Consider the following 24,370-nt stretch of genomic DNA (forward strand, 5'->3'; position numbering starts at 1 on the left):
TTAGAGCCATCGTACTCGGCGATTCGCCAAAAAAGGGCCGTCAATGTCGATTTTTGTGCACGGGGCGGCCGCGACTGGCTATAAATCAACGAAACGGGCTCCCAAAAACACGTGTGCCAACCCTCCCGGACAGAAAAACTTTGCCACTGCGGCATCCCATCGACCCACGCGAAATGCCCCCGCGGAGAACAGCTCTCTTTCTTAAACCCGGTTTCGTCCAACTGGGCAAATGCGATTGCCTTTTAAGAAAGAGAGCTGTTCTCCGCGGGGGCACCGGACATGGGGGCACAACGCGGGGCGCAGCGGACTCGCAGCCCGCTGGAATTCCTAGCGCTGCTGGAACAGCCGAATGTCATCGACAAGAAGCGCGAGGTAGGGCCGAGAGTCCGCACGTGCCTCCCCGGCAACCAGAAAGAGCGCGAACCTTCCATCGTAGTCAAAGGTCCTGATGTGCGAGAAGTCCGGCAGGGCACCGTCGCAAACGGAGATCGCAGCCTCGCTTTTGACCTCGCCACCCTCGTTGTCGAGGCTCAGCCCAATGGTCTGGAGTGCCCGGTCAATGATGCACTCCTGACCCTTGGCATCGAGAAACTCCAGCCCCTCTATCTCGTGGAACTCCTTCGACAGCTTCAGAGAGAGATTGGGGCACATGAAGGAATCATGGTCATCGAGGGGACGAGTCTGGGTGCTGCCGGCGCGTTTTGCCTGTTCAAGCGTGTTTGCCCACATCTCCGAGAAGGACCCTCCCTGCGGCGAACGAACAAGCACGACGCTGTCACCCTCCTTGGTCTGTAGACTCACCGCGTGATGCTGCCTGTCCTTGTAGTAAAGGGGTTTCACCTGCTGCCTCATCTTGCGGCTAAGGCGTTGATCCGGGTCGTACGCCTCAAAGAAGGTGACACATGTGTCTCCGTCTCCCCAAGACTCCTCTTCGCAGACTCCAAACGGCACAAGAAACGAGAACTTGCGGTACAGCATGCAATAGAAGAGGAGCGAGGTCATGCCCGGAGAAGGCTCCGACCAGTCGAGCTGGTCGAGAACCTCGCTCGATTGGCCAAAGCGGCGCCTGACCTCGGTTTCTATCTCTCTTCTCGCCCGATTGTTCTTTGGTCCGGAATACGCATAGAAGTGATCTTTGGGCAGCGCACCCCTCCCAAGCCTGCTGGCATTGAGTGCCCTGACCAGCTCGCTTGTACCTCCAAGCGGGTTCAGCGGACCGCCGTCGCAGAGCGTTTCCATCATGTTGTCCCAGCAGACCTGCATGGTGGCGCACCACGCAGCAGACCCACGAACCGCCTGCACGTCCGACGCAACGACCTCAATGCCCCTGTCCGCATTGCCGCCTACGCTCGTCATTCGTGGTCACCCTCCTCGTTAGCGCACGCAAACGCGATCTCTTCCCCATCCCACGCAAGCGGCAGCCCCGCATCCGCAACAGCGCGCAGGAGCTCGACCACCTCGCGCGGCACGGCGTTGCTCCCACAGCACTCGAAGTACCTGCTTCCCGCATAGACCGTCATGCTCCAGCTATTGCCATCAAGCACGGGATCCTTGGGCTCAAACGGCTCCGTCCAGGTGTCCGCATGGGTTGCCAGAACCGCAGACAAGAGCTTCTCGGCAGCCGCGCCCTTAAGAGTCCGGCGCTGGTCAACCGTGCAATCGGCGCTTCGGACAATCACGTCCACGGCCCCGTTCCGCTTCCAGATCACGACGACCGGGCGCTCGCCAATACGGAAAAACGAGTGTGAGACCAACGTGAGAAAGTCGAACCCCTCAAGCAGCATCCGCCTGTCTGCCGGACCAACCTCCGTGGGTCTCTCAGCCTGCGACGCCAGGTACTCCTCGCGCTCGGGCTCGGGGAAGCCAAACTGGTGCCAAGTCTCGCCATCGCGCACGTCATCCTCCGCCACGCCAACCGCCTCCTCAATCCCAGCTACCCGTGATACAAGAGACGTTCTTGCCACCGCACTTGGGACAGCCGGTGGAGGCAAACCCTTCGCATCGTGCCGAAAGTTCCTCCTCGCTCATGGGAGGCATGCACTCTCCGGCCCGCAACGATTCTCCGCACGATGGGCACTCCTCAGGGACGGCGTGATATTCCAACCACCCATTGCCGCCATTGTCAACCTTCAGTGAAGTGCCCAAAATCACCTCTCCGCAGTAAGGGCACTCGTAGTAAGTATTCTCTCGCAGCACCGTCCACCCATCGGGGATGCCCTTTCCAAGCAGGACTTTCATCGCTTGCCCAAAGTCACCGCGCTTAACCTGCTCCACCACGTCAGGTGGATTGAAGTCCGAGAAGCCCCCACCGCAAAGGAAGCTCTCACCGGCACCGCAGTCTCTGCAACACCACTCGAGCAAGCAGCCCATACCCCGCGCCCTCCTCACCGCTAGATGACGAAGAACCCAACTGGTTGTATTATTTCTCGCCCACGCGACATTAATTAGGGCGTCAGGTGCCCAAGCCGGCCCCTTGGCACCGTCATCGTCGCGGAGTTTAGCTCCTTTTCTTAACTCGGCTCCCCGCCAACTGGGAAAACGCAGGGCCCGTTTAAGAGAAGGAGCTATTCTCCGCGAACCAAGTCTGCGCACGAATCACCGAATTATCTCTATAGGAGGAACCACGAGTGAGAAGGACTCGAATGGATGCATAGCGGCACCGTAACTAAGCCGAAAGATAGGTAGCTCCACTCGCTGTGATTCACGTTCAAAGATTCAGATGGCGAGAATGAACTCATTCTCAAGGCTTCGCAGATAACCCTTCCGTTTAGCAGGGGACTATGTATCGGAACCCGCTTCCCAGCAAAGCCTCTCGGGATTCCAGGTTGCTTCGACGTCTTGCTTCTCGCCCAAAAGAGCGGGGTTATAAAATTTCGACGCAAGACAACAGGCCGCCGGAAAAGAGGCATAGTCAACGGCCACACCACTGTTCTTGGCAAAGACGGAAAATCTCGACTCCCATGCCTTCGGAGCAGCAAATTCTATTGGAACGGCCATTCCGCGTCTCGCGCACTCGCACTGAATTGAATAGGAGAGTTGCCCCAACAAAAAGGGTTCATTCGTTGCATAGAAAACAACGTCAACCAGGTCCTTCATCCTAGAGGATTGCCAGCCACCGGGTTGTAGTTCCATGATGGCGCACAATTTATCCGCCAGCTGGTCGGGAAGCGGATAAACGAGGTAATCGCTGGTCGCGAGACCTTCTATGAAAACCCTGCTTGCGGGTTCAATGCGCTCTGGAGGCAGAGTAGTTCCGCAATCAAGCGCAAGGTCGATAAGGATAGGGTCTTTCTCCTCATGACCCAAATAAGTTGCATAACGCAACTTAAGCAGACGAGAATATCCATTCTCATCTTGGCATTCCTCGCACTTGGTGAGCTCAAAGGTGAGAAAATCACCCATATCCTTAGTCACAAGCGAGTTTAAAGCGGCAACCGCTGACTCAGGGGACTCGCATTTCAAGGTAGCAAAGTCGATATCCCTCGTCGCTCGAGCATCGGAAATGCGCGCAAGCAAGCCGCTGCCTCCCTTGAGAACAAATCGCGATTCAGGGTCGCTGAAGACTCTGCAGAGAAAGCGATCGCGCAATGCTTGTCGATACCCCGTTCCTGGGTCGATGCAAGCAACCCTTAGAGCTTTCTTCAACGCTCTGTCGAGCTGGCCCTCGTTCGCGTAGCTCATATTCTCCTGCCTCCCCTCATCATCTCGTACAGACTGGGATCTTTTGCTATGCCCATCTTCATACCCCTGCGGTCAATCTCTTCCCTAAGGCGGTTCTCGTCTGAAATAAGCCCCAGTTCAAGTGCATCGCAAAGTACGTTGGACACGAGGCTTAGGTCCTCGCCGTAGTCAATCAAGTCAATCACCGTTCGAGCTGGAGTTGTTGCGGGGATTCCAGCGACCAGCGAGGTGTCTGTTTGCCTTAGGTCTCGTTTCCTCAATATCAAGCCATGTCTTTGGGTCTGTCGCCTGACGCTTGTGCAGAACTCGTAGGGCATGGGGCCAATCTCTCCAATGCGATATAGCCAAGCGGCAGTTACACCCATCGCAACCGGATCGGCGTCAGAAAAAGGCGCACCGGGTTGCCTAGAAGGTACCAGCGACAACCATGCGGCAAATACGTCTTCCTCACGCTGGCTTGGAGCACCACCCATTCGATAAACACCCTTGGCAAGCCTCTCGACATTACCAAGTTTCTCGAGCCTCGATACGGTATAACGCTCCACGCCCACTGCCTTTGCCTGAGCAGCAGTGAATAACCCCTTCTGAGAAAAGGAGATATCATTGAGAATTCTTATGGCTTCGACAGTCTTCATGCTTGTATTGTAGCGATATTTGCAACAATACAAGCATGAATGGGATACGAGAACCCCAACCTCACCGCACGGCGCCCTAGGCGCCGCTGGAGCCCAGTTCCTCGGCTCGGTAGGCGTCATAGCCCTCGTAGGCGTACGAGGCGTCGACGCTGCGGGCGAGAAGTGCGACGCTGTGCAGGTCGTCTGAGAGCGCCTGCCCGAGAAGCGCCTTAATCTCGAGGTCGCGCTCGGGACTGCGCTCCATTGCGAGCAGGTAGTCTTCGCGCCCAATGAGACTCCAGTCGACCGTGCGGCCAAGCTCGCAGCGGAACATGTGGTCAAGCCAGATGCGCCCCGAGCGCCCGTTGCCCTCGCGGAAGGGATGGGCAATGTTCATCTCGACGTACTTCTCGACAATCTGGTCAAAGTTTCCTTGCGGCATAGCCTCGATTGACCTGATAGCAGACTCAAGATAGAGCGCGGAGGCAAATCGGAAGTTGCCCTTCGCTAGGTTCACCGTGCGAATCCTACCCGCAAAGTCGTAGATATCACCAAAAGGCCACGTGGATGCTCTTGAGCGAAGAGAAGGTACCCGGAACAAGTGTGTCCAGCGTCCCGTCGCGATAGAGGGCGAGAACGGCCAGCTTCGAAATGCGCTCCTCCTCATGAGCGAGCTCTACCTCGTCGGAGGTGTCGAGCTTGTTCTTGAGCGTCATGACGCCACCTCGCACGAATACGACCGGTATTAGGGCGTCCGGCTAAAAGCTCGGCAGTTACAGCTGCCGGAATACGGGACTCCCAGATACTAAATGCAGTGCTGGTACATCATATTCTAGCGGGGGGCGTGCAGAACAAGAGACAAGCCCCCTACCGCGCGCCGGCGTACTTCCTGAGCTCATCCCCGCGCGGCAAAGCGCCCCGAATCACACCCTCGTTCCCGGGTGCCGGTACTGGCCGTGCTCGCGAGTCCTGTCGTCGTATTGGATGGCGAACTTGGGGCAACAGTGCAGGCAGCCCAGGCACATGATGCAGCGCTCCTTCACCCAGACGGGCCGCCCGTCCCTCATCTCGATGGCCCTGTCGGGGCACTTCCTTGCGCAGAGCCCGCAGCCAATGCAGGTGTCGTCCACTGTGAAGTGGGACGTCTTGCGCATCTTCTCGTACTCGGGAAGGGAGACTCGCGACGTGAAGTAGGGCATGGCGCGCCTCATGAAGTTGCCATGATCGCGCCGCTCGATCCGCCCGATGACCTCGGAGACCTCCTCGTCTGCCTTGCGGTTGGTCTCGGCGACCTTGTCCGGGTCTGAGAGGTCGAAGGCGGGCGTCCAGTTGTCCGGCATCCTCACGCTGAAGAGCGCGTCCAAGGAGAGGTCCCGTTCGCCCAGCAGCTTCCTCGCCTGCTCGCCCGTGAAGCCGGGAGAGGTGCCATAGGTGGCGACAAGGAAGGCGTACCCAGGCTGCTCCGCCACAAGCGCCGAGAAGAACCGCTTCACTATCTCGGGAAGGCCCCAGACGTAGGTCGGCGTGACAAAGCCGATAACGTCAGATCGAGAAAGGCGCCCGTCACACCCCTGGATGCTCCGCGCCTCGTCACCCAAGGCCCCGGCGATCTTCTCGGCCACGTACTTGCTGTTTCCCGTCGCGGAGAAGTAATAGATCATCTTCCGGCGCCTCGCTTCCTTGACTTCACGCGCCCCCACATTCTAAGGCGCCGCGGAGTTGCGGCGGGGCGGATGCTTCTCCCGCTTCATTCTATGCGGGGGCTGACGTGGGCGAGAGGCACTGGGCCGGTTGCGATGCGAGTAGCCCTCCCCTACCGCGCGCCGGCGTACTTCCTGAGGTCATCGCGCACGATTTGGTCCATAGTCTCCCGGCTGAAGGCCTGGTCGACTTGCTCGGTCGCAACTGACCTGTCGGCGAAGGCGTCGAAGATCCGCTGATTGTTCGCCAGGATCCGCATAATCCGCTCGTCGATGGTGCCCGCGCAGAGCAGCCGGTGGACAAAGACCTTCCTCGTCTGCCCCATGCGATAAGCGCGAGAGATGGCTCGAATCTGTGCCACCGGACGGTACTGGCTGGTGCGATCAAAAAGTCGTCGATCCGTGCCGGACGGGAAGCAGTCGATGCCGTGTGGCGGCGCGAGCTGGGACTGCGGGTGCGACCGACAAGAAAGAGCAACATGAGGAGGCTCTCGTACGAGTGGCTCGCCGGGCTGCGGGAGATCGTGATCGACCCGGTACGGTGCCCGCTGGCCTACGAGGAGTTCCGTCTGAAGGAGTTCGAGCGCGACCGCGACGGCACGTGGGCGGACGATATACCGGACGGAAACGACCACTCGATCGATGCTGTGCGCTACGCCATGATGGAAGACGTGCTGAGGGGGCGTGATGGGGTTCTCGATAGTGGAAGGCTCTTCTCACATGCTACTGGACTATCGACTACGAGAGGCCCTCCTCGCTCGCAATACACTTCTCGCCCAAGCTAATGCACCGCAGACCCACGTTATAGGACCTTCTCGATAACGGTCTTGAACCAGAGAAGCTCCTCGGCCTTGATGTAGTAGGCAAGATCGGTCGGAATATTTGTCCTTGAGATAAACTTCTGCTGTGTGGGTGTCTCCATAACATCTATCGTCCCCGTAGCGTTCATTATCGGGATTGCGACCTGGACTCCTATAAGCTTGAGACGGTCTTCTCCAACCCTAATGTTGCCGTATCTGTCCGCATATGAGTTCTGGTTGAAGATGAAAACGGGAGAGCCGGACGAACCTGGCAGACCCGCGATATCCATCAGTCCCCTCCGGGTCCCGTTGAAGTCAAGCGCTGGATGCGAGGCCGTGTAGCCCTTCCGGAATATCGGCAAGCCATGCACCGCATCCGAGAGTCCCAGAGGATAACCGACCATGGTCACCTCCTCGAGCGCGTCTAGCTCCCCGAGATAATCGGCCTTGGCGATGGTGTCCTCCCCGATGGTTCTGTAGAAGAGGCCCTTCTCGAACTTCTTGCCAATCCCTTGGATAAGGGGGCCTGCGAGACACACTGCAAGATCTTCCGACGGATGAAACAGCCAATGACCCTCGAGGTCTATCGTTACCGTTTGCATCTCTTCGATGCGGTCTGCATCCAAGTGGACCCGAAAGCTCACTAGCTCGTCTGGGTTGTCGTTAAGCACGTGCTTATTAGTACAGAAGACCGGAACGTGTATTTCACCAAAGGTGTACTCGAGGAAGAAGCCAGTGCCCAAGCCCTTGGAGGTTTGTATCATGACCGTGCTGAACAGCAGCTGCTCCGCAAGCGTAAGATTCCTCTTCAAGCATTGCCTCTTTTCCGTCGGCTGCCAGTCCCGCCGTTACGGGTTCCTTGAACTCTAGAACGAGAACGGTCACGCAGCCAACAGGCATTGGGATACCGCCCGTCGCTATCGCCCCTTTTCATCATACCCACCCCTAGCAGTGGCCTCAGCTACAGAGTAGCTTGCACCGCCTCGAAGACACTAGCTTCGATTGGACGTCAGTCCGCCCCATCAAGCGGGACGTCCTTCTCGACATCGCTTCTTTCCAAGCGACATATAGACACCTGTGACCGGGATAGATGATCTTCTCGACCAACTCTAGAGAGCGGGAGGCGGGATGGAGAGGGACCTGTCGGGCGCCGAGGAGTACTGGGTGCCGGAGTGCGTGAGAACGTACCTGCACGGTGCGGGGTACTCGACCAGGGCGCTGGAGGACATGGAGCCCCACGTTAGGGAGTGGGACCGCTGGATGCGGGCCGTTGGGGAGTTCTACGATTACAGGGACACCGACGGTTTCGGCCGGGTGTACCAGGTGCATCGGCGCACAATCATGCCGGCGTTGAGGGTGTGCCGGGAGTGGGGCAGCCTGCTCCTGGACGAGAAGACAGTGGTCGCCTGCGAGAGCTGGGAGTGCACCGACTGGCTCGGCTCGTTCTTCTCGTCCACGAACTTCTGGGGAAGGGCCCAGGAGACCGTGGTGAGGGCGTTCGGGCTGGGGACCGGGGCTTTTGCCGTGTGGATGGACGTGGGGCGGCGCCTGGTGCGCGTGAGGCACTACGACGCGCGCATGGTGGTGCCGCTGTCGTGGGACGCCGAGGGCGTGAGGGAGTGCGCGTTCGTCACGAGGTGCTTCTCGCGCGGCGCGCTTCTCGACCAGCTGCAGATGCACGTCGTGGGCGACGACGGGACCTATAGGATCCGCACGGCGTGCTTCGACCGGGACGGGCGCGAGGTGGCGGTGCCGGGCGTCGCGGGGGACGTGGCCACGGGCTCCGCGGGGCCCACCTTCGGCATCGTGCGGCCGGCGGTCCCCAACACGCGCGTGGACTTCTCGCCCTACGGGCAGAGCGTGTTCGCGGACGCCGTGGACGCGGTGCAGTCGGTGGACCTCGCCTACGACGCGCTCATCAACGAGGTTGACGCGGGCAAGATGCGCGTCTTTCTGTCCGACGTGATGTTCGACCAGGAGAGGACCAACGACGGCAAGAGGGTGCCCATCCCCTTCGGCAAGGGCGACTGCACGGTGTTCAGGAAGGTCATGTCGACCGAGGATACGATCCAGGAGTTCGCGCCGACGCTGAGGACCGAGGCGCAGGGCAAGGCGTTCCGCCTGGCCCTGCAGGTGCTGGGCGACCTCTGCGGCCTGGGCGTGAACTACTTCGACCTGGACAACGTGGGGTACGTGAAGACCGCGACGGAGGTCTCGAGCGACAACAGCGCCCTCATGAGGAACATTCGCAAGAACGAGAACGCGCTCCGGGGTGCGCTCGCGGACGTCTCGCGGGCGGTGCTCTCGTGTGGCAGGTTCATGGGTGCGGAGCTGCCCGACGAGGGCGACGTCTCTGTGATTTTCGACGACAGCATCATCTAGGATAGGGCCTCCGAGAAGCAGCGGGACATGGCTGAGGTCGCTACTGGGCTCGTGACTCGCGAGGAGTGCCGGACTCGGTGGTACGGGGACTCCGCTGGGGATGATGCGGTATCGCAGGGGCGTTGACGCTTTGCTGTCGGGTGAGATGGACGATGGTGCCATCATTGGGGCCTCTGAGCGCGCTACGTGCTCCGTCGGCGCGGCAAGCGGTGGTCGGGTGCGGTGTTGCCCTTCCGCGCCCGTGGGGGCCTCCCGCCGATGTCTAGTATCGTCGGTGTAAACAACGTCATGGCACACAACAGCTAGTGTCTCTGCCACCCGCCACCGGCCGAGGGCTCCGGCACTACCGCATGAGGACGAGCCGATACACCTAACACCGGTGACGCGGGAGCGGAGGGCGCATGGCCGTGAGGGCGCGCGTAGGCCCGCGGCACGCACGACCCGGCCTTGCGACCGCGGCGGACGCGGCTCCGGTGCGAATGACCCCGACGACGCGAGCATGCGGCAGTGCCGTAGGCCCCGGTGGCGGGTGGCAGAGAAACCAAACTAACATCCTCAGCTCTGGTGATGTTTCAGATTACAAGCTGCGTATGCGCAGCTGATAATACAAAAAACATGATATTATGTTATAGATTTGTCTTACGTATCTTTCTGGGAGATCGCCTCATGGACTATGTGACGCTGCTCAACAATGGCGCTGGTGAGATGGAGCTGCAAACGCATCTCTCTCAGGGTGACGAAACGACTATCACGGTACGTGTACCTAAGAACCTCAAGGATGCGTGTGCCGACGTAGCGGCTATCCGTGGGCTTAACATGTCGACCTACGTGCGCTCCTGCCTCATTAGAGACCTTACCGAGAGGAGTCAGGAGCGGCATGGCTAAGGCAGTCAAGAAAAGCGAGCTGTATAGCTCGCTGTGGGATAGTTGCGACCAGCTTCGTGGGAGCATGGATGCATCTCAGTACAAGGACTATGTCCTCACGCTCTTGTTCGTGAAATACGTCTCGGACAAGGCCACCGGCAATCCCTACGAGGAAATCGTTGTTCCCGACGGCGGCAGTTTCGTCGACATGGTGGCCCTCAAGAACAAGCCTAACATCGGCGAGGGCATGGACAAGATCATTGGCAAGCTGGCAGAGGCGAACGGTCTTCAAGGCGTCATCACAAACGCTCACTTCAACGATGACGCAAAGCTGGGGCGTGGCAAGGAGAAGGTGGACACCCTCACCAAGCTCATCGGCATCTTCCAGCGTCCGGAGCTGGACTTCTCGCGAAACGGTGCCAACGATGATGACCTCATCGGTGACGCCTATGAATACCTGATGCGAAAGTTCGCTACCGAGAGCGGGAAGAGCAAGGGTCAGTTCTATACGCCGGCCGAGGTGGCCCGAGTTCTTGCAAAGGTGGTCGAAGTCGGAAGCTGCACCGACCCTCAAGCAACCGTGTACGACCCCGCATGCGGCTCTGGCTCTCTGCTCATACGCGTGCTTGCCGAGGCGCCTTTCGAGTTGGCAGGCTATGGCCAGGAGAAGGACAACGCCACGGCCGGACTGGCAAAGATGAACGCCGTCCTGCATGGCAAGCCGACCGTCAACATCTACACGGGCAACACCTTTGCGGACCCGCACAACTTCGATACTGGCACGAACAACTCCCTCCAGCGCTTTGACTACGTGGTCGCAAATCCGCCGTTCTCGATGAAGAACTGGAAGAACGGCCTGGAGCGAGGACTGGAGAGGTTTCAAGGCTATGGTGATGAGCCACCAGAGAAGAATGGTGACTACGCCTGGCTCATGCACATCCTGGCATCGCTCAAGGGTACGGGCAAAGCCGCCGTTATCCTCCCTCATGGTGTACTTTTTCGTGGTAACGCCGAGGGCACCATTCGCCGCACCATAGTCAGCGAGAAGCGATGGATCAAGGCGATAATCGGCCTTCCGCAAAACCTGTTCTATGGGACGGGTATTCCCGCTTGCATCGTGGTCATCGACAAGTCTCACGCCGACTCGCGCGAGCACGTCTTCATGATTGATGCAAGCAGGGACTTCGTCAAAGATGGCAATAAGAACCGGCTTCGTGAATGCGACATCTTCCGCATCGTCGAGACCTACGAGAACGAGCTTGAGGACGACCCGACCTATTCACGCAAGGTTCCCATCAGCGAGATCATTGACAAGAACGATTGTAACCTCAATCTCTCGCGCTACCTGCAGAACCCCAACGTCGAGGACGTCCAGGACATTGACGGCCATTTGCGCGGTGGCATACCCGTGCGAGACGTTGACTCGCTTGAACGGTACTGGAAGTCGTTCCCGGGGCTTCGCGACAAGCTGTTTGAGCCCATGCGCGATGGCTATGTTGAACTGCGAGTTGACAATGGCCGGCTTCTCGAAGCCATGGAGCAGGACGAGGCTTATGCGGCCTACCGCGACAGAATCGACGAGGCGTACCACAGTTGGATGACAGAAATAAGGCTACATCTGCTTCGACTTTCATCTAGTCATGATGCTGACATCTCCGACGAGCTTTCTAGCGCCCTGCTGCAAGCGTTCTCAGGCATCGAGCTCATGGACAGGTACGATGTCTACCAGGCGATCATGGCCTACTGGGATGATGTGATGGCAGACGACGTCCAGCTCATCGCCAGGGACGGATGGGGCGTCGCACGTGAGCTGGATATCGAGCACAGGACGCGGACAAAGACCAAGAACGGAGAGAAAGTCACCGTAGAGACCGAGCAGATCAAATCGTTCGACGGCGTGGTCCTACCCGCCACTCTCGTGGAGAAAGAATACTTCCCCGACGAGAGCAGGGCATGCGAGCTGTGCGCAGCCTTAGAAGCGAAGGACGAAGCTGAAGTATACGCTATGGTCGAAGAAGCAGATGAGGACTCGGAGCTTTACGACCTTGCCCAGACCGATACCGTAAACGCTACCAATGTCGCGAGCAGATTGGACGACATCCTGGGTAATGCTGATAGCGCCTCTATTAGAGAGCTTGTCGCTTTTCAAGAGTGGTTTGCGGCCGAGCGTCGGAAGAAGCCTGCGTATACGGCATACATCCATGAGCACCCGCTTTGTGCCGTGGCCGTCAATGATAAAGGCAATGTCACCAAGACGTCGCTCGCGGAAGCAGTCAGAGTCGCACGTGCCGAGGCCGGTCCTTCAGACGATTATCGCGACGACTATGAGGAACTGCGCAAGGTCAAGCGGCTGCTCGACGAAGCGAGTGAGGCCAAGGCCCAGCTCAAGCAGCTCAGGCAAGCACTTGACGAGCGAATCATGGCAAAGTACGCGGCGCTCACAGACGAGGAGATTCAGCACCTACTGATAGACAGGAAATGGTTCTTCGGGATCTATGGCGGTATCGATGCCAGCTACAAAAAACTAACGTCCTCTTTCGTGAGCCGCATTAACGAGCTGACGGAGCGATACGAGACTACCCTTCCTGAGCTGACAAACCAGGTATCTGCACTTGAGTCGAAGGTTCTTGCCCATTTGGCTGAGATGGGGTTCGCATGGTAGGGGAACAGAATCCATGGCATACGAGGCGAATCGCTGACCTCTTTTCAGTGAAGAAAAGCAACACGTTATCACGTGACAAGTTGAACTACGAGCAGGGTGCTTGCAAAGATGTGCATTATGGCGACGTGCTAGTGAAGTATGGGTGCGTGCTCGATTTGGCAAGCTCGGACGTCCCTTATATCACTAATAACGATGACGTGACTGGCGAATACCTATGTGACGGCGACGTTGTATTTGCGGATACCGCTGAAGATCTTTCAGTTGGAAAAGCTTGCGAGATTGCTGGGGCTAGCGAGCGCAAGGCAGTCGCCGGTCTTCACACAATCGTTTTACGGCCACAACCTGGATTATTTGCATCTGGATTTCTTGGTTACTACGTTAATAGTCGGCATTTTCACGAAACCATGATTCCATTTGCGCATGGTACAAAAGTCACTTCAATATCTTCCAACGATTTGCTGAGTTTAGTAATACCAATTCCACCACGCCCTGAGCAAGAAGCCATTGCAAAGACCCTTGATGATATAGACAGCCTCATCGAATCTCTGGAGATTCTCATCGCCAAGAAACGCGATTTGCGCGAAGGGCTTGCGCAGGAGCTGCTGACGGGAGCAAGACGGCTGCCTGGGTTTGATGGGCCGTGGCATCAGGTCAATCTGCAGGATGCGTTAGAACTCTGCACCGAGACAATCCCAGTAAGCGACATTGATGAGACCACCTACGTAGGAACCGAAAACATGCTCAAAGACAAGGGCGGCGTGGTGTCTTTTGACAAGCATGTGACCTATGCAAACGTGCGTGAATACCTGCCAGGAGACATCCTTTTTTCGAATATCCGTCCGTATCTCAAAAAGATATGGTTTGCAGATCGGAGTGGCGGTTGTTCAAACGACGTTCTGGTTTTGCGCAGCGTAGATGCCAACCTGTACGATTCTCACTATTGTTATCTTGTTTTATCACGTGATGATTTCTTTGCCTTTGTAACCAACAACTCGTCGGGCACAAAAATGCCCCGCGGAGACAAAGAGGCTATTAAAACCTATCAAATGGCGATACCAAAAGATATTGGAGAACAGCGAGCAATAGCTCAAGTTCTGGCCGATTTGGATAACGAGATACAAGAAACCGAGCGCAAGCTCGACAAATACAAGCAGGTCAAGCAAGGGATGATGCGCGAGCTGCTCACTGGGCGCATCCGGTTGGCTCAGGAGTGATCCTTATGGACGATGATGTATATTCAGGCTGGGACAGGGATGCCTACGACCCCATCGGGAAGCCGGAGATAGCGACCCAAGATAGACTGCTGCGCCTGTTCCACGACGAGTTGGGCTACGAATACCTCGGCAACCTTAAATCGCTGGATAACAAGGACGTGCGCATCGACGACCTGTATCTCTGGCTCTGCAAAGCCAACCCGCAACGCACCGATCTTGCGGCAAAAGCGCTCGACAAGTTCGCCAAGGAACTGCGGGACTTCCAGACCGGCCAGATTAGCGCTGCCAACGAGCGCATCTACGAAATGCTGAAATATGGCGTTCCCGTCGAGCCGGAGCCTGGCACAACACCCGTCACCGTCTATCTCATCGACTGGGACAACCCCCGGAATAACGACTTTTCCATCGCCGAGGAGGTCACCGTCATCGAGAACGCGAAGAAGCGGCTCGACCTCGTCGTCTACGTGAACGGCATCGCCTTGGCCGTCATCGAGCTCAAGCGCAGCGTCAACTTCGTCGAAGAGGGCATACGGCAGAACCTCACCAACCAGCGCAAGCAGTGGATCCCGCGCTTCTTTGCGACCATCCAGTTCTGCATGGCTGGCAACGACACACAGGGCCTGCGTCATGGCACGACCGGGACCCCACAGAAGCACTATTACGAGTGGAAGAACGATCCAACCGCAACTGATCCCACGTCGGTCAGCATTGCCGAGCACATCGAGGACTGGCCCCGCAAGCTCGATCGGCAGATCTACAGCATGTTCCAGAAGGACCGCTTCATCGACCTGCTCCACAACTTCATTGTGTTCAAGGGCGGGACAAAGATGGTGCCCCGCTACAACCAGTTCTTCGGAGTCAAGGCCGCAGAAGCGCAAATGCTGCGCAGGGAAGGTGGCATCATCTGGCACACCCAGGGCAGCGGCAAGACGCTCACCATGGTCTACCTTGCCCGATGGATCCTCTCGAACATCGATGGCTCGCGCGTTTTACTTGTTACCGACCGCGAAGAGCTGGACGAGCAAATCGAACGGTACTTCCGCAGCGCTGGCGAGTCAATCACGCGTACGAAGAGCTGCGCCGACCTTATCCAACGCCTCAACGGTTACGAGAACTCGCTTCTGTGCTCGCTCGTCCACAAGTTCGGGCGAAGGTCTGCGCACGACACCAGTGAGTACGATTACGACAAGAGCTATGACCATTACATTGAAGAGGTCAAGGCTAGCCTGCCTCCTGACTTCGAGGCAAAGGGCAACATCTTCGTGTTCGTGGACGAGTGCCATCGCACCCAGTCGGGCAAGCTCAACAAGGCCATGAAGGCCATCATGCCCGATGCCGTGTTCGTGGGCTTTACCGGAACGCCCCTGCTCGCCAAGGACAAGCCTTCCAGCATCAAGACCTTCGGCAGTTTCATCCACAAATACCAGCACAAACAGGCCGTCGAGGACGGCGTGATTCTGGACATGAAGTACATGCCCCGTGATGTTCCACAAGAGATAACCTCTCCGGAGAAGATTGACCACTACTTCGACGCCAAGACAAAGGGGCTCACCCCTCGTGCGAAGGCGCGGCTTGCCCAAGGATGGGCGACCTTGCAGAAGATGTACAGTTCCAAGGCACGGCTTCGTAGAATCGCGGCCGACATCATGTTCGACTTTGAGGTGAAGCCGCGACTCGCCGAGGGCGACGGTAACGCGCTTCTTGTTGCGGATTCCGTCTACTCGGCCTGCCAGTACTACGAGATATTCCAAGAGGCCGGCTTCAAGAGATGTGCCATCGTCACCTCGTTCGAGCCGCATCAGGGGGATCTGCGCACCGATTCCGTGGACGTGGACGACGGTGAGGACACCGAGAGCTTCTTCAAATATCAGACTTACATGCGGATGCTGGATGGCAAATCGGTTGAGGACTTCGAGGCCGAGGTGAAGGACGCTTTCGTCAACCGTCCGGACGAGATGAAGCTGCTCATCGTGGTGGACAAGCTACTGACCGGGTTCGACGCGCCGCCCTGCACCTACCTCTACATCGACAAGTCCATGCAGGATCATGGGCTCTTCCAAGCCGTATGCCGGGTCAACCGCATCGACGACCGCACAGACGCGAACGGTGTGAACCACGGTGAAAGCAAGGACTTCGGCTACATCGTCGATTACAAGCAGCTGTTCTCACCACTGAAAGAGGCGATGCAGACCTATGCAGGCGACGCCTTCGCGGGATACGACGACGAGGACGTCGAGGGCGTGCTGGACGACTTCGCCCAGAAGTCAAAGCAACGGTTCATCGACGTGCTCGACACCCTCGATGCGTTCTGCGAGCGCGTGCCCATGCCGCAGGGCGAGATCGAGTTCACCCGCTACTTCTGCGGCGAAGGCGCTTATGGTGGCCAGAAGATGGACGAGTACGCCCAGCTGCGCGGCAGGCTTTACAGCCTGGTGAGCGCGCTGGTACGCGCTTATTCCGACTTCTCGGAATGCGCGGATGAGCTCGGCTACAGCGAAGATGAGCTTGAGGCATACCGAAAGCGCGTCGTGCGCTACGACAACCTCAAGAAGACCATCCTGATCGCTAGCGGTGACGCCCTTGACCTCAAGGCCTATGCGCCGGCTATGCGCCACCTCATCGACACCTACATCGACGCGGGAGACTCGAAGGAGCTAACATCCTTTGACAACCTCACGCTGCTCGACTTCGTGACCGAGCAGGGAGACCGGCTCGTCAACGACACGCCCGAGGGGCAAAGCTCCGCAGCTGAGACCATCGAGGGCAACATAGGGCGGCAAATCGTCGAGCGCCAGCTCATCAACCCGAAGTACTACGAGCAGCTCTCGAAGGTGCTTCAGGACCTTGCCGACGAGCGACGGCGCGGCGTCGAGGACTACCAGAGGCTGCTGGAACGATACAAGGACATAGCTAGGAAGGTCAGCCATCCGGAGGAGGACGAGAGCTATCCTGAGAGCATACGCATGAGCGCACCGCTTCGGGCGCTGTACGACAACACGGGATGCGACGAGCAGAAGGCCCTGGCGCTTGACAAGGCGATTCGAGGCAGTCTGCAGCATGGATGGCGGAACGACCCTATCAAGCAGAGACGGGTAAAGAGGGCTCTCTTCGGCATACTGCACAATGAGGTGGATGTCGAGCATGTGTTCAGCATCATAGCGGAACAGGAAGAGTACTGATGCAGCTTGTTGTCTCAGATGTCGCCGTTGAGGTCACCCGCAAAGACATCAAGAACATGCATCTGCGCGTGCAACCGCCTGACGGGCGAGTGGTTCTTTCTGCGCCTTATTCCGTTAGCGATGCCGCGATTGATGGCTTCGTCGCTTCGAAGCTTGCATGGATACGCAAGCAGCAAACGGATATCGCCAGCCAAAAGCGCCAGACACAACGCGAAGGCGTGACAGGCGAGACCATGTACGTCTGGGGAAAGCAATGCTTCCTCACCGTTGTCGAAGGCAGGGGCTACTCCGTGGATATCGCTGGGCAAGACGCCATCCTTACCGTACGTGCTGGCAGCAGCTTCGAACAACGCGAGGCCCATATGCGCGAATGGTATCGCAAGCAGCTACAGAATGAGACTGAGCGGCGTCTCCCCGTCTGGGAAGAGCGTACCGGGCTCTTCTGCGCGGAATGGAAGACGAAATATATGAAGACGCGTTGGGGTTCGTGCAACCCGGGAGTCCGGCGCATCTGGCTGAACGTGCAGCTTGCCAAGCATCCAGTGGCCTGCCTGGATTACGTCATCCTCCATGAACTTGCGCACTTTGTAGAGAGGTCCCACGGCCCTAAGTTCGTGGCGGTGCTGGACGAGTACATGCCTACGTGGCGCAGCGTGCGCAAAGAGCTCAACAACGGCCCGCTGGACTACATTCGCTAGGAGCGCAATATGGCACGACTGAAGACTATGACGACGCAGTTCATCGACGGCGAGCCCAGCGGAGTCCGCATCTGCCGCTGCACGTTCTCAACCATGACGACCGTCTTCGTGCCCAGACCGCTCCTCTCCCGCGCCAAGCAGATTGCCGACCTCCCTCTGCGCGGTATCTACTACCTGATCAACGACGAGGACGGTGCGATTTCGCGCCTCTATGTGGGCCAGACGCAGCAGGGCATCGCACGACTCGACGACCACAACGCCAAGAAGGACTTCTGGAACAAGGGAGTACTCTTCCTCTCCGACGACATCCAATCCTTCTCGCTCGACAACGTGAGTGCGCTTGAAAAGTATGCCATCGAGCAGGCGACCGCATCGAAGCGCTACACAGTGGAGAACAAGGTGGACCCGCGCTACGTCATCGACCAGTACCAGAGGCCAACCGTGGAGCAAATCTATGAGGAGATCGCCTTCGTAATGGGCACCTTCGGCTACCAGATCGAGGACAGCGACGACGCCCTGGCCGACGTGAAGCTGTTCTACACCTCGCGCCGCGGCGTCTGCGCGCGTGGCGTGTACACCGGCGACACGTTCGACGTCCTGGACGGCTCACCCATCGATTTGAAGGTGAGACCGAAGCTTGATAGGTACGAGAGGTTACGGCAGGAGTTGCTTGCCTCCGGTGACATGGTGCGACAGCTGGACGGTGGTGGCCTGCTGATGAAGACGGTCCCGTTCTCGACCCCGAGCGGTGCGGCCGACTTCGTGCTCGGCGGCTCGAACAACGGGTGGATCGAGTGGAAAGACGGCGACAGGCAGACGCTCGACGCGTTGTATAGGAAGTAGGAAGGCTATGTCGAATACGGGCTTTATAACCAATAGCGCGGCACGCTTCAGCCAGTATGATGGCAACGATTTTAACGTTTATTGCGACGAGACATGTCATCTTGAGCATGATGGGGCGCATTCAATGGCTTTGGGTGCCGTCTGGTGCCCAAAGGCCAAGGTTCCTGCTATCAATGCGAGAATTCGCGCTATCAAGGCAGGGCATGGCATCAAAGGGCAAAGCGAAGTCAAATGGACGAAGGCATCTCCAGGGAATCTTCAGCTCTATCTGGATCTCGTCGATCATTTCTTCGACGATGATGATCTTTGCTTCAGGACGCTTATCGTAAAGGACAAGTCCAAGCTCAGGCATGAGGACTTCAATCAGACGCACGATGAGTGGTATTACAAAATGTACTTCGACATGCTCAAGGTTATCTTTAGGCCCACCTCTCATTACTACGTTTACATTGATATCAAGGACACCCACTCCGGCGAAAATGCTCGAAAGCTGTGTGACGTTTGTGCTAATAACGCGTATGACTTTGACCACCAGATAGTGCGTCGAGTCCAGCCCATTCGTTCCGAAGAGGTTCAGCTGATGCAGATCGTCGATATCTTCACCGGTGCAATGGGTTTCAGGCACAATCACCAAGACCCAACACAGTACAAGAGCCCCGCAAAAACTGCCATAGTCAACAGAATCGTCAACCGGTCTGGATACAACCTTATGAGGAGCACTCTCCCCTCCGCTCGAAAATTCAACGTCTTTATCTGGGACCCGGAATGGAACAGGTAATGGACGGTAGCGACTGCTGGATTCCAGATTCACGGCCTTGTGATAATTTCGGCCATTGGGAAGCATACAGCAACTGGTTATATGAGACCTTTCGACGGGATTGGCTCGATAGCTCCCCGCTCTTCCTTGGTAAGCCCGTTCGAATCCGTTACAACCCAAAACTTGGTGGTCGCGAAGAGGGTTATTGGCATCTCACCTGCCGCGACTATGATAGAGCTGGTAACGGCCCTAAATCGCGTAGCCCGGATCTGGAGCGCTGCTCACGGATAGAATGGCCGCGTTCCTTCGTTGAGAACTACGAGCTCTGTGATGCTTGCACTGATCCGGAATGCAGCAAGATCATAATGTGGAAGATGCGCGCCCGTAATGGCCGCACGCGGTACAAGATGTTCCATCCTGACGAGAGCTATTTGATTGTCCTGGAGGAGCGTAAGGACTACTTTCTCCTCATTACCGCCTTCTATGTGGGCGAAGACAGGGGGCTGAAATCGATCTGGCGCGAGTACGATCGTTCAGAGCATATATAGCAGGAAGCGCCCGAACCCGGACGCTTCTAGAGGGCTCTTTCCACACACGGTAGATGAGCTATCACAAAGTGTACGAAAAGTCTAGCCTCGTTTCAATACCCGAATTGCCCGGGTGCGAGTTTTGATGCGAGTGACGGCAAAGGCTGTTAGCACCGGGCGATTCTAGCCACGAATAGTCGCAACAACTTGACCAATCCCGGCCAACGAAAAATGGCCATCGCGTCCGTCACCGCCACCTAATCTGGTACTGCCAATGCGCCGGCGTTAGGAAGACTATCGAGGTGAACGAGAGACGCGATGACCTACAGGTGATTATAGACAAGGCACTGGAGGAGATGGCGGCCGAGGAGGGCGAAGGCTTCGAGCCGCAGGCGTGCAACCTGGCCGACTTCTGTCGCAGGACCGGGCTGACGAGGTCGAGGGCCAGGACCATCAAGAACCACGGCTTCAGGGTGCTTCCGCACGGCAACGGCGGCCGGAAGGCCAAGACCACCGTGCTCAACGGGCACACCGGCCTTGTGGACGACCTGCTCGCGAAGGGCGTCACCAACTCGCAGGTGATCTACGAGAGGCTGGTCGACCAGGGATATCGTGGCGGTCTCACGAGCGTGAAGGCTTACGTCGCTGCCCACATGGACCTGGTCCCCGCAAGGAGAAGGACGGTCGCACCGCAGGGAAGCCGCGGGCGGCGCTTCAGGACCGGGCCGGGCGAGGCGTACCAGATGGACTGGGGCTTCGTCACGGTCGTTGGCCCGGCCGGCGCCGAGAGCGGGGTCGCGTGCTTCGCGATGGTCTGACACCACTGCGGTAGCTCGTACGTCGAGTTCTTTCCCAGCGCGCGCCAGGAGAACCTGCTCATAGGGATGGTCCACGCCTTCATGGCCATGGGGGTTCCCGACGAGGTGCTCACGGACAACATGAAGTCCGTCGTCGTGCGACGCGACCTCGACGGTAGGTCCGTCTGGCAGCGCGACTGCGCAGAGTTCATGGGGTGCGTCGGCTTCCGCACCAGGCCCTGCAAGCCGCGTCACCCCCCTCGCCAAGGGCAAGGTCGAGCGGCTGATCAGGTTCGCGAGGGACAACTTCCTCTCGGGCAGGGACTTCACCGACATCACCGCACTCAACGAGGGCGTGGCCCCGTGGTGCGCGGAGCAGGCCGGAAGGTGGCGGCGCGCCGTCGCCTGCGTGCTGGCGGAGGAGCACGAGGCTGCCTGCCGCGCCGCCGCCCGCGAGCTCGTGGCGGCTGAGGAGGTCGCGCTCTGGCTCTGCCCCCGCAGGAGGATAGCCTTTGACGGCTTCGCCGGCTACGAGGACCGCAGGTTCGGCGTGCCGTGGTGGTGCGAGCGGCGCGACTGCCGAGTGAGCCGCGAGGGCGGGTACCTGCACATATACAGCGACGACCTCTCCCGCGAGCTCGTCGCCCGCGCCGGCACCTGGGACCGGCGGGACTCCTGGTGCGAGGGCCAGTGGGCCGACGCCCAGCCGGAGGAGCTGCCAGGCCAGCCGGTCACCACGTCGACCGCCCGGGTGGAGCTCTCGACAGGCAAGCCCGATGTGTTTAGTCAACCGTGCGTTTCATAAAAAAGCATCAGTCCGTTTCACGAGTCATCATGAAAATTCTTCACGAAAGAGCGCGTGCCCAGCCAGCCCCTCTTCCTAGTCCCCCTCGCGCATCAGCGCGTGCTTGACCCTGTAGCTCTCCCGGTTGTAGGTGACTAGCCTGCCGTGGTGCACTATGCGGTCCATCATGGCCTTGGCCATGTCGTCGTCGTTGAAGATCTCCCCCCACCTCGAGAACTCGATGTTGGTGGTGAGGACGAGCGATATCCTCTCGTAGCACATCGAGACCACCCTGAAGAGCAGCCGCGCGCCGTCCGGATCGGTGGGCAGGTACCCCCACTCGTCCAGGATTATGAGGTCGCAGCGGCCGAGCCTGCCGAGCATCTCCTGGACCGTGCCGTCCCTGTTGGCGCGCCTGAGGTCGTTCACGAGCGAGGCCGTCGAGGCGAAGAGGACCCGCCTGCCCTGGCTGCAGGCCAGGATCCCCAAGGCTATCGCGGTGTGGCTCTTGCCGTTGCCCGACCCTCCATAGAGCACGAGGTCCTCGTGGCGGTCGATGAAGGAGAGCGAGAGCATGTCCTCCCTCGTGAAGCCATGTGGGAACGAGATCCCCTCCCATTCGAAGCCGTCGAGCCCCTTCTGGCATGGGAAGCCAGCCGCCTGCCTGAGCCTGGCGATCCTCGACGCATGCCTGAGCTCGTACTCCTTGCCGAGCACTTCCTGCACGTAGGCGAACTGGCCATCGGTTGCGCTCTCGGCGACATGGCGCATCGTCGCCTTGGAGAGGAGGGCGGAGCCCCCCCTCGCGCTCCGCCCGCTTCATCTCGGCGTAGCGGGCCTCGACCTTCTGCGGAAGCCTAGGCATCCTTGCCACCTCCCCTCTCCATCAGGGCATCGTAGTCGGAGAGCCTCGTCCCAAGCTCCACGGCGCGCCTCTGCCCGTCGCTTCCGGCAGCGATGCGCGCGCAGCACATCTCAACGTCTGCGGGGCTCATCCGGCCGGTGCGGGAGAGCGCCTCGGAGTGGGCTTCTGCCACGATCTCCATGCCATATGCGGCCGCCAGCCTGGAAATGGCCCTGACCTGCCCTCTCAGCTCGTCTGCCTGCATGCTGTCGAGGTGCGCCCTCACCGCGTCGTCGAAGAGCCGGTACGCGCTGGACTGCCTGAAGGCGCGGACCTTCACCGAGAGCAGGTCGAGCAGGGCCAGCGGGTCCTCGTCGGCGGTGAATGCCACGCCAGTGCGCCTCGGGTAGGTCCTGAGCGGGGTCCCGTCAGGCGCGTCGATCTCCACCTCGAAGGCACGGACGCCCACGACGAGCGCGGTGTCGGCGAGCTCGGGGGATGCGAGGTAGCGGTGGCGGCCGTCGAGCGTGATGCGGCCATAGCCGTCGGTCTTGCCCGACTCCCACTTGACCACGTCGAAGGGCTTGCCCGGAAGGGGCAGGAGGTGACTCCTGTCGGCCTCGAAGAGCTCCGCCCACGCGAGCCCCTTCTCGTAGTGGACCTGCTCCTCCGAATGGGAGTCGATCGCATCCTGCAGCGCATGGTTGAAGTCCCTGAGGTCTCCTATCGTGGGGACAGGCACGAAGAAGCGCCTCCTGGTGTAGCCGACCTTCCCTTCGACACTGCCCTTCTCCCTGCCCGCGTTGGGGTTGCAGAAGCGGGCCTCGAAGCCGTAGTGCAGCCTCAGCCTGCGGAAGAGGTCGGACTCCACGACGATGTCGTGCCATCTCCTTCCCGCCTCGGTGGCATTGTCGAGCACGATGACCGGCGGCACCCCGCCTATATGCTCGAAGCAGTCCTTGAGCCCCTGGCAGAGGCATACGTCGCGCTCATCGCCGAAGACCTCGCAGACCTCGTGGTTCGAGTAAGGGAACGACATGGGGAGGTAGTGCATGCGGACCCTGCCGCCGCCGAAGGCGTAGTCGAAGTCGGCCTGCCCGAAATCGACCTGCATCGTCCCCGGGTCCCAGCCAAGCCTTATGGACTGCTCCTTCGGGCCCTTCGACCTCGCTTCCCGGAGATAGCGCTGCACCGTCGAGTAGCTGCCGTCGTATCCATGCTCGTCGCGCAGCCTCTCGAAGATCCTCTTGGCCGTATGGCGCTGCTTGTGATAGCAGTGCCGGTCCTCCTCGAGCATGCCGGCGACGTATTCCTTGTAGGGATCGAGCCTGCTGGAGGCCGCAGGGGCCACTGGCCTCTTCGGCGAGAAGTCATCCTACGCAGCATATTTCCTGATCGTGGGGTACGACACCCCGAGCTCAGTTTTCACCTCCGTGGGGGTATGGCCGTGCGCGAGCATGTCGCGTATCCTCTCTACCTGGGACATGTCCAGCATCTTCCTTCCTGCCTCTCGAACCGTGGGTTGGGCCCTGCGGTTCCAGCATGGCAACGTGGGCGGGGCTGGGCATGTTCTTTATGCTCATCTGTGAAACTTTTTCATGCTCACAAGTGAAAGGCCGATCTGCTTTTCCGTGCAACTACTAGGCTATCAAACACAGCGGGCGCCGGCCACGACTTCTCCGCGGCCGGTCCCGGCGAGCCCGCCGTGACCGACATCTCCGAGCTACCCGCGGCCGGCCGCAAGTACTACCTGAGTCCCGTGATCGACTGCTACGACGGCCTGCCGGTCTACTGGGGGCCCTCGTCGTCCGTCGTCCACACCGACGGCGGCGGCCCCTACCGGACGGCGAGCTGGAAGGGGGTCTGCTCGCGGCGCGGCGTCACCCGCTCGATGTCCAGGCCCGGCCGGTGCGGCGACAACGCCAGGGCCGAGGGGTTCTTCGGGGCGCTCAAGGTGGAGTTCCTCTACAGTGCATTCAGTCAAGTAAAAGTCGACAGTTCGCTCTGTCGATTTCCCACACTTC

23 protein-coding genes and 1 pseudogene are annotated in these 24,370 nt (G+C 58.9%); 13 read left to right on the top strand and 11 right to left on the bottom strand.

Features of this window, described 5'->3' with window-relative positions:
- Nucleotides 1-327: 327 nt before the first annotated feature.
- The 8 genes from NVS32_RS09370 to NVS32_RS09405 all read right to left on the bottom strand — a co-directional run bounded on the left by NVS32_RS09370 (nucleotide 328) and on the right by NVS32_RS09405 (nucleotide 6,357).
- Nucleotides 328-1,356: a hypothetical protein gene (locus NVS32_RS09370; protein ID WP_258499580.1), complete on the bottom strand. Its 1,029-nt coding sequence runs from the start codon at nucleotides 1,354-1,356 to the stop codon at nucleotides 328-330.
- Nucleotides 1,353-1,910, bottom strand: a complete 558-nt coding sequence (locus NVS32_RS09375; RefSeq protein WP_258499581.1) for a hypothetical protein — start codon at nucleotides 1,908-1,910, stop codon at nucleotides 1,353-1,355. The genes NVS32_RS09370 and NVS32_RS09375 overlap by 4 nt, the downstream gene beginning before the upstream one ends.
- Before the next feature lie 868 nt (nucleotides 1,911-2,778).
- Nucleotides 2,779-3,681, bottom strand: coding sequence for a nucleotidyl transferase AbiEii/AbiGii toxin family protein (locus NVS32_RS09380; RefSeq protein ID WP_072354139.1), 903 nt, complete (start codon nucleotides 3,679-3,681; stop codon nucleotides 2,779-2,781).
- Nucleotides 3,678-4,316: a type IV toxin-antitoxin system AbiEi family antitoxin domain-containing protein gene (locus tag NVS32_RS09385; protein WP_258499583.1), complete on the bottom strand. Its 639-nt coding sequence runs from the start codon at nucleotides 4,314-4,316 to the stop codon at nucleotides 3,678-3,680. Before NVS32_RS09385 ends, NVS32_RS09380 begins: the two co-directional genes overlap by 4 nt.
- A gap of 76 nt (nucleotides 4,317-4,392) precedes the next feature.
- Nucleotides 4,393-4,812: a Fic family protein gene (locus tag NVS32_RS09390; RefSeq protein ID WP_258499584.1), complete on the bottom strand. Its 420-nt coding sequence runs from the start codon at nucleotides 4,810-4,812 to the stop codon at nucleotides 4,393-4,395.
- 31 nt (nucleotides 4,813-4,843) lie between these two features.
- Nucleotides 4,844-5,011, bottom strand: a complete 168-nt coding sequence (locus NVS32_RS09395) for a hypothetical protein (RefSeq protein WP_258499585.1) — start codon at nucleotides 5,009-5,011, stop codon at nucleotides 4,844-4,846.
- 207 nt (nucleotides 5,012-5,218) lie between these two features.
- Entirely contained in the window at nucleotides 5,219-5,956 is a 738-nt protein-coding gene (locus tag NVS32_RS09400; RefSeq protein WP_258499586.1) for an EFR1 family ferrodoxin, read from the bottom strand.
- 152 nt (nucleotides 5,957-6,108) lie between these two features.
- Complete coding sequence (locus NVS32_RS09405; RefSeq protein ID WP_258499587.1) at nucleotides 6,109-6,357, bottom strand: hypothetical protein; 249 nt, start codon at nucleotides 6,355-6,357, stop codon at nucleotides 6,109-6,111.
- A 117-nt stretch (nucleotides 6,358-6,474) separates the two neighbouring features.
- On the opposite strand from NVS32_RS09405, the gene NVS32_RS09410 reads away from it, so the two are divergent.
- A complete protein-coding gene (locus NVS32_RS09410; RefSeq protein WP_258499588.1) occupies nucleotides 6,475-6,780 on the top strand; it encodes a hypothetical protein in 306 nt (101 codons plus the stop codon).
- 17 nt (nucleotides 6,781-6,797) lie between these two features.
- Here the strand turns inward: NVS32_RS09410 and NVS32_RS09415 are convergent, their stop codons facing one another.
- Nucleotides 6,798-7,607 (bottom strand): S1 family serine peptidase, encoded by an 810-nt coding sequence (locus NVS32_RS09415; protein ID WP_258499589.1) that lies wholly within the window; start codon nucleotides 7,605-7,607, stop codon nucleotides 6,798-6,800.
- A 316-nt stretch (nucleotides 7,608-7,923) separates the two neighbouring features.
- On the opposite strand from NVS32_RS09415, the gene NVS32_RS09420 reads away from it, so the two are divergent.
- The 11 genes from NVS32_RS09420 to NVS32_RS09470 all read left to right on the top strand — a co-directional run bounded on the left by NVS32_RS09420 (nucleotide 7,924) and on the right by NVS32_RS09470 (nucleotide 21,523).
- The gene (locus NVS32_RS09420) at nucleotides 7,924-9,177 is read left to right on the top strand and encodes a hypothetical protein (RefSeq protein ID WP_258499591.1); all 1,254 of its coding nucleotides are present in this window, start codon (nucleotides 7,924-7,926) and stop codon (nucleotides 9,175-9,177) included.
- 666 nt (nucleotides 9,178-9,843) lie between these two features.
- Entirely contained in the window at nucleotides 9,844-10,062 is a 219-nt protein-coding gene (locus tag NVS32_RS09425; protein WP_258499592.1) for a hypothetical protein, read from the top strand.
- A complete protein-coding gene (locus tag NVS32_RS09430; protein WP_258499593.1) occupies nucleotides 10,055-12,703 on the top strand; it encodes a type I restriction-modification system subunit M in 2,649 nt (882 codons plus the stop codon). Before NVS32_RS09425 ends, NVS32_RS09430 begins: the two co-directional genes overlap by 8 nt.
- Nucleotides 12,697-13,917: a restriction endonuclease subunit S gene (locus tag NVS32_RS09435; RefSeq protein ID WP_258499594.1), complete on the top strand. Its 1,221-nt coding sequence runs from the start codon at nucleotides 12,697-12,699 to the stop codon at nucleotides 13,915-13,917. Before NVS32_RS09430 ends, NVS32_RS09435 begins: the two co-directional genes overlap by 7 nt.
- Before the next feature lie 5 nt (nucleotides 13,918-13,922).
- Entirely contained in the window at nucleotides 13,923-17,096 is a 3,174-nt protein-coding gene (locus NVS32_RS09440) for a type I restriction endonuclease subunit R (protein ID WP_258499595.1), read from the top strand.
- Nucleotides 17,096-17,794, top strand: a complete 699-nt coding sequence (locus NVS32_RS09445; protein WP_258499597.1) for a M48 family metallopeptidase — start codon at nucleotides 17,096-17,098, stop codon at nucleotides 17,792-17,794. The genes NVS32_RS09440 and NVS32_RS09445 overlap by 1 nt, the downstream gene beginning before the upstream one ends.
- Nucleotides 17,795-17,803: 9 nt before the next feature.
- Nucleotides 17,804-18,637: a GIY-YIG nuclease family protein gene (locus NVS32_RS09450; protein ID WP_258499598.1), complete on the top strand. Its 834-nt coding sequence runs from the start codon at nucleotides 17,804-17,806 to the stop codon at nucleotides 18,635-18,637.
- A gap of 7 nt (nucleotides 18,638-18,644) precedes the next feature.
- Nucleotides 18,645-19,415, top strand: a complete 771-nt coding sequence (locus NVS32_RS09455) for a DUF3800 domain-containing protein (protein ID WP_258499600.1) — start codon at nucleotides 18,645-18,647, stop codon at nucleotides 19,413-19,415.
- Nucleotides 19,403-19,942 (top strand): hypothetical protein, encoded by a 540-nt coding sequence (locus tag NVS32_RS09460; RefSeq protein WP_258499602.1) that lies wholly within the window; start codon nucleotides 19,403-19,405, stop codon nucleotides 19,940-19,942. The genes NVS32_RS09455 and NVS32_RS09460 overlap by 13 nt, the downstream gene beginning before the upstream one ends.
- Nucleotides 19,943-20,223: 281 nt before the next feature.
- Nucleotides 20,224-20,739: a hypothetical protein gene (locus NVS32_RS09465; protein ID WP_258499603.1), complete on the top strand. Its 516-nt coding sequence runs from the start codon at nucleotides 20,224-20,226 to the stop codon at nucleotides 20,737-20,739.
- Nucleotides 20,740-21,127: 388 nt separating this feature from the next.
- A complete protein-coding gene (locus NVS32_RS09470) occupies nucleotides 21,128-21,523 on the top strand; it encodes a hypothetical protein (protein ID WP_258499604.1) in 396 nt (131 codons plus the stop codon).
- Between the two features lie 75 nt (nucleotides 21,524-21,598).
- Here the strand turns inward: NVS32_RS09470 and istB are convergent, their stop codons facing one another.
- Together istB and istA are read right to left on the bottom strand one after the other, a co-directional pair.
- Entirely contained in the window at nucleotides 21,599-22,273 is a 675-nt protein-coding gene (gene istB, locus NVS32_RS09475) for an IS21-like element helper ATPase IstB (RefSeq protein WP_258499605.1), read from the bottom strand.
- A gap of 86 nt (nucleotides 22,274-22,359) precedes the next feature.
- Nucleotides 22,360-23,697: an IS21 family transposase gene (gene istA / locus NVS32_RS09480; protein WP_258499606.1), complete on the bottom strand. Its 1,338-nt coding sequence runs from the start codon at nucleotides 23,695-23,697 to the stop codon at nucleotides 22,360-22,362.
- 354 nt (nucleotides 23,698-24,051) lie between these two features.
- Between istA and NVS32_RS09485 the strand changes: the two are divergent.
- Nucleotides 24,052-24,370, top strand: a pseudogene (locus NVS32_RS09485) (hypothetical protein); the annotation flags it as partial.

Origin of the sequence: Tractidigestivibacter montrealensis, assembly GCF_024741235.1 — a bacterium.
Taxonomy (GTDB): domain Bacteria; phylum Actinomycetota; class Coriobacteriia; order Coriobacteriales; family Atopobiaceae; genus Tractidigestivibacter; species Tractidigestivibacter montrealensis.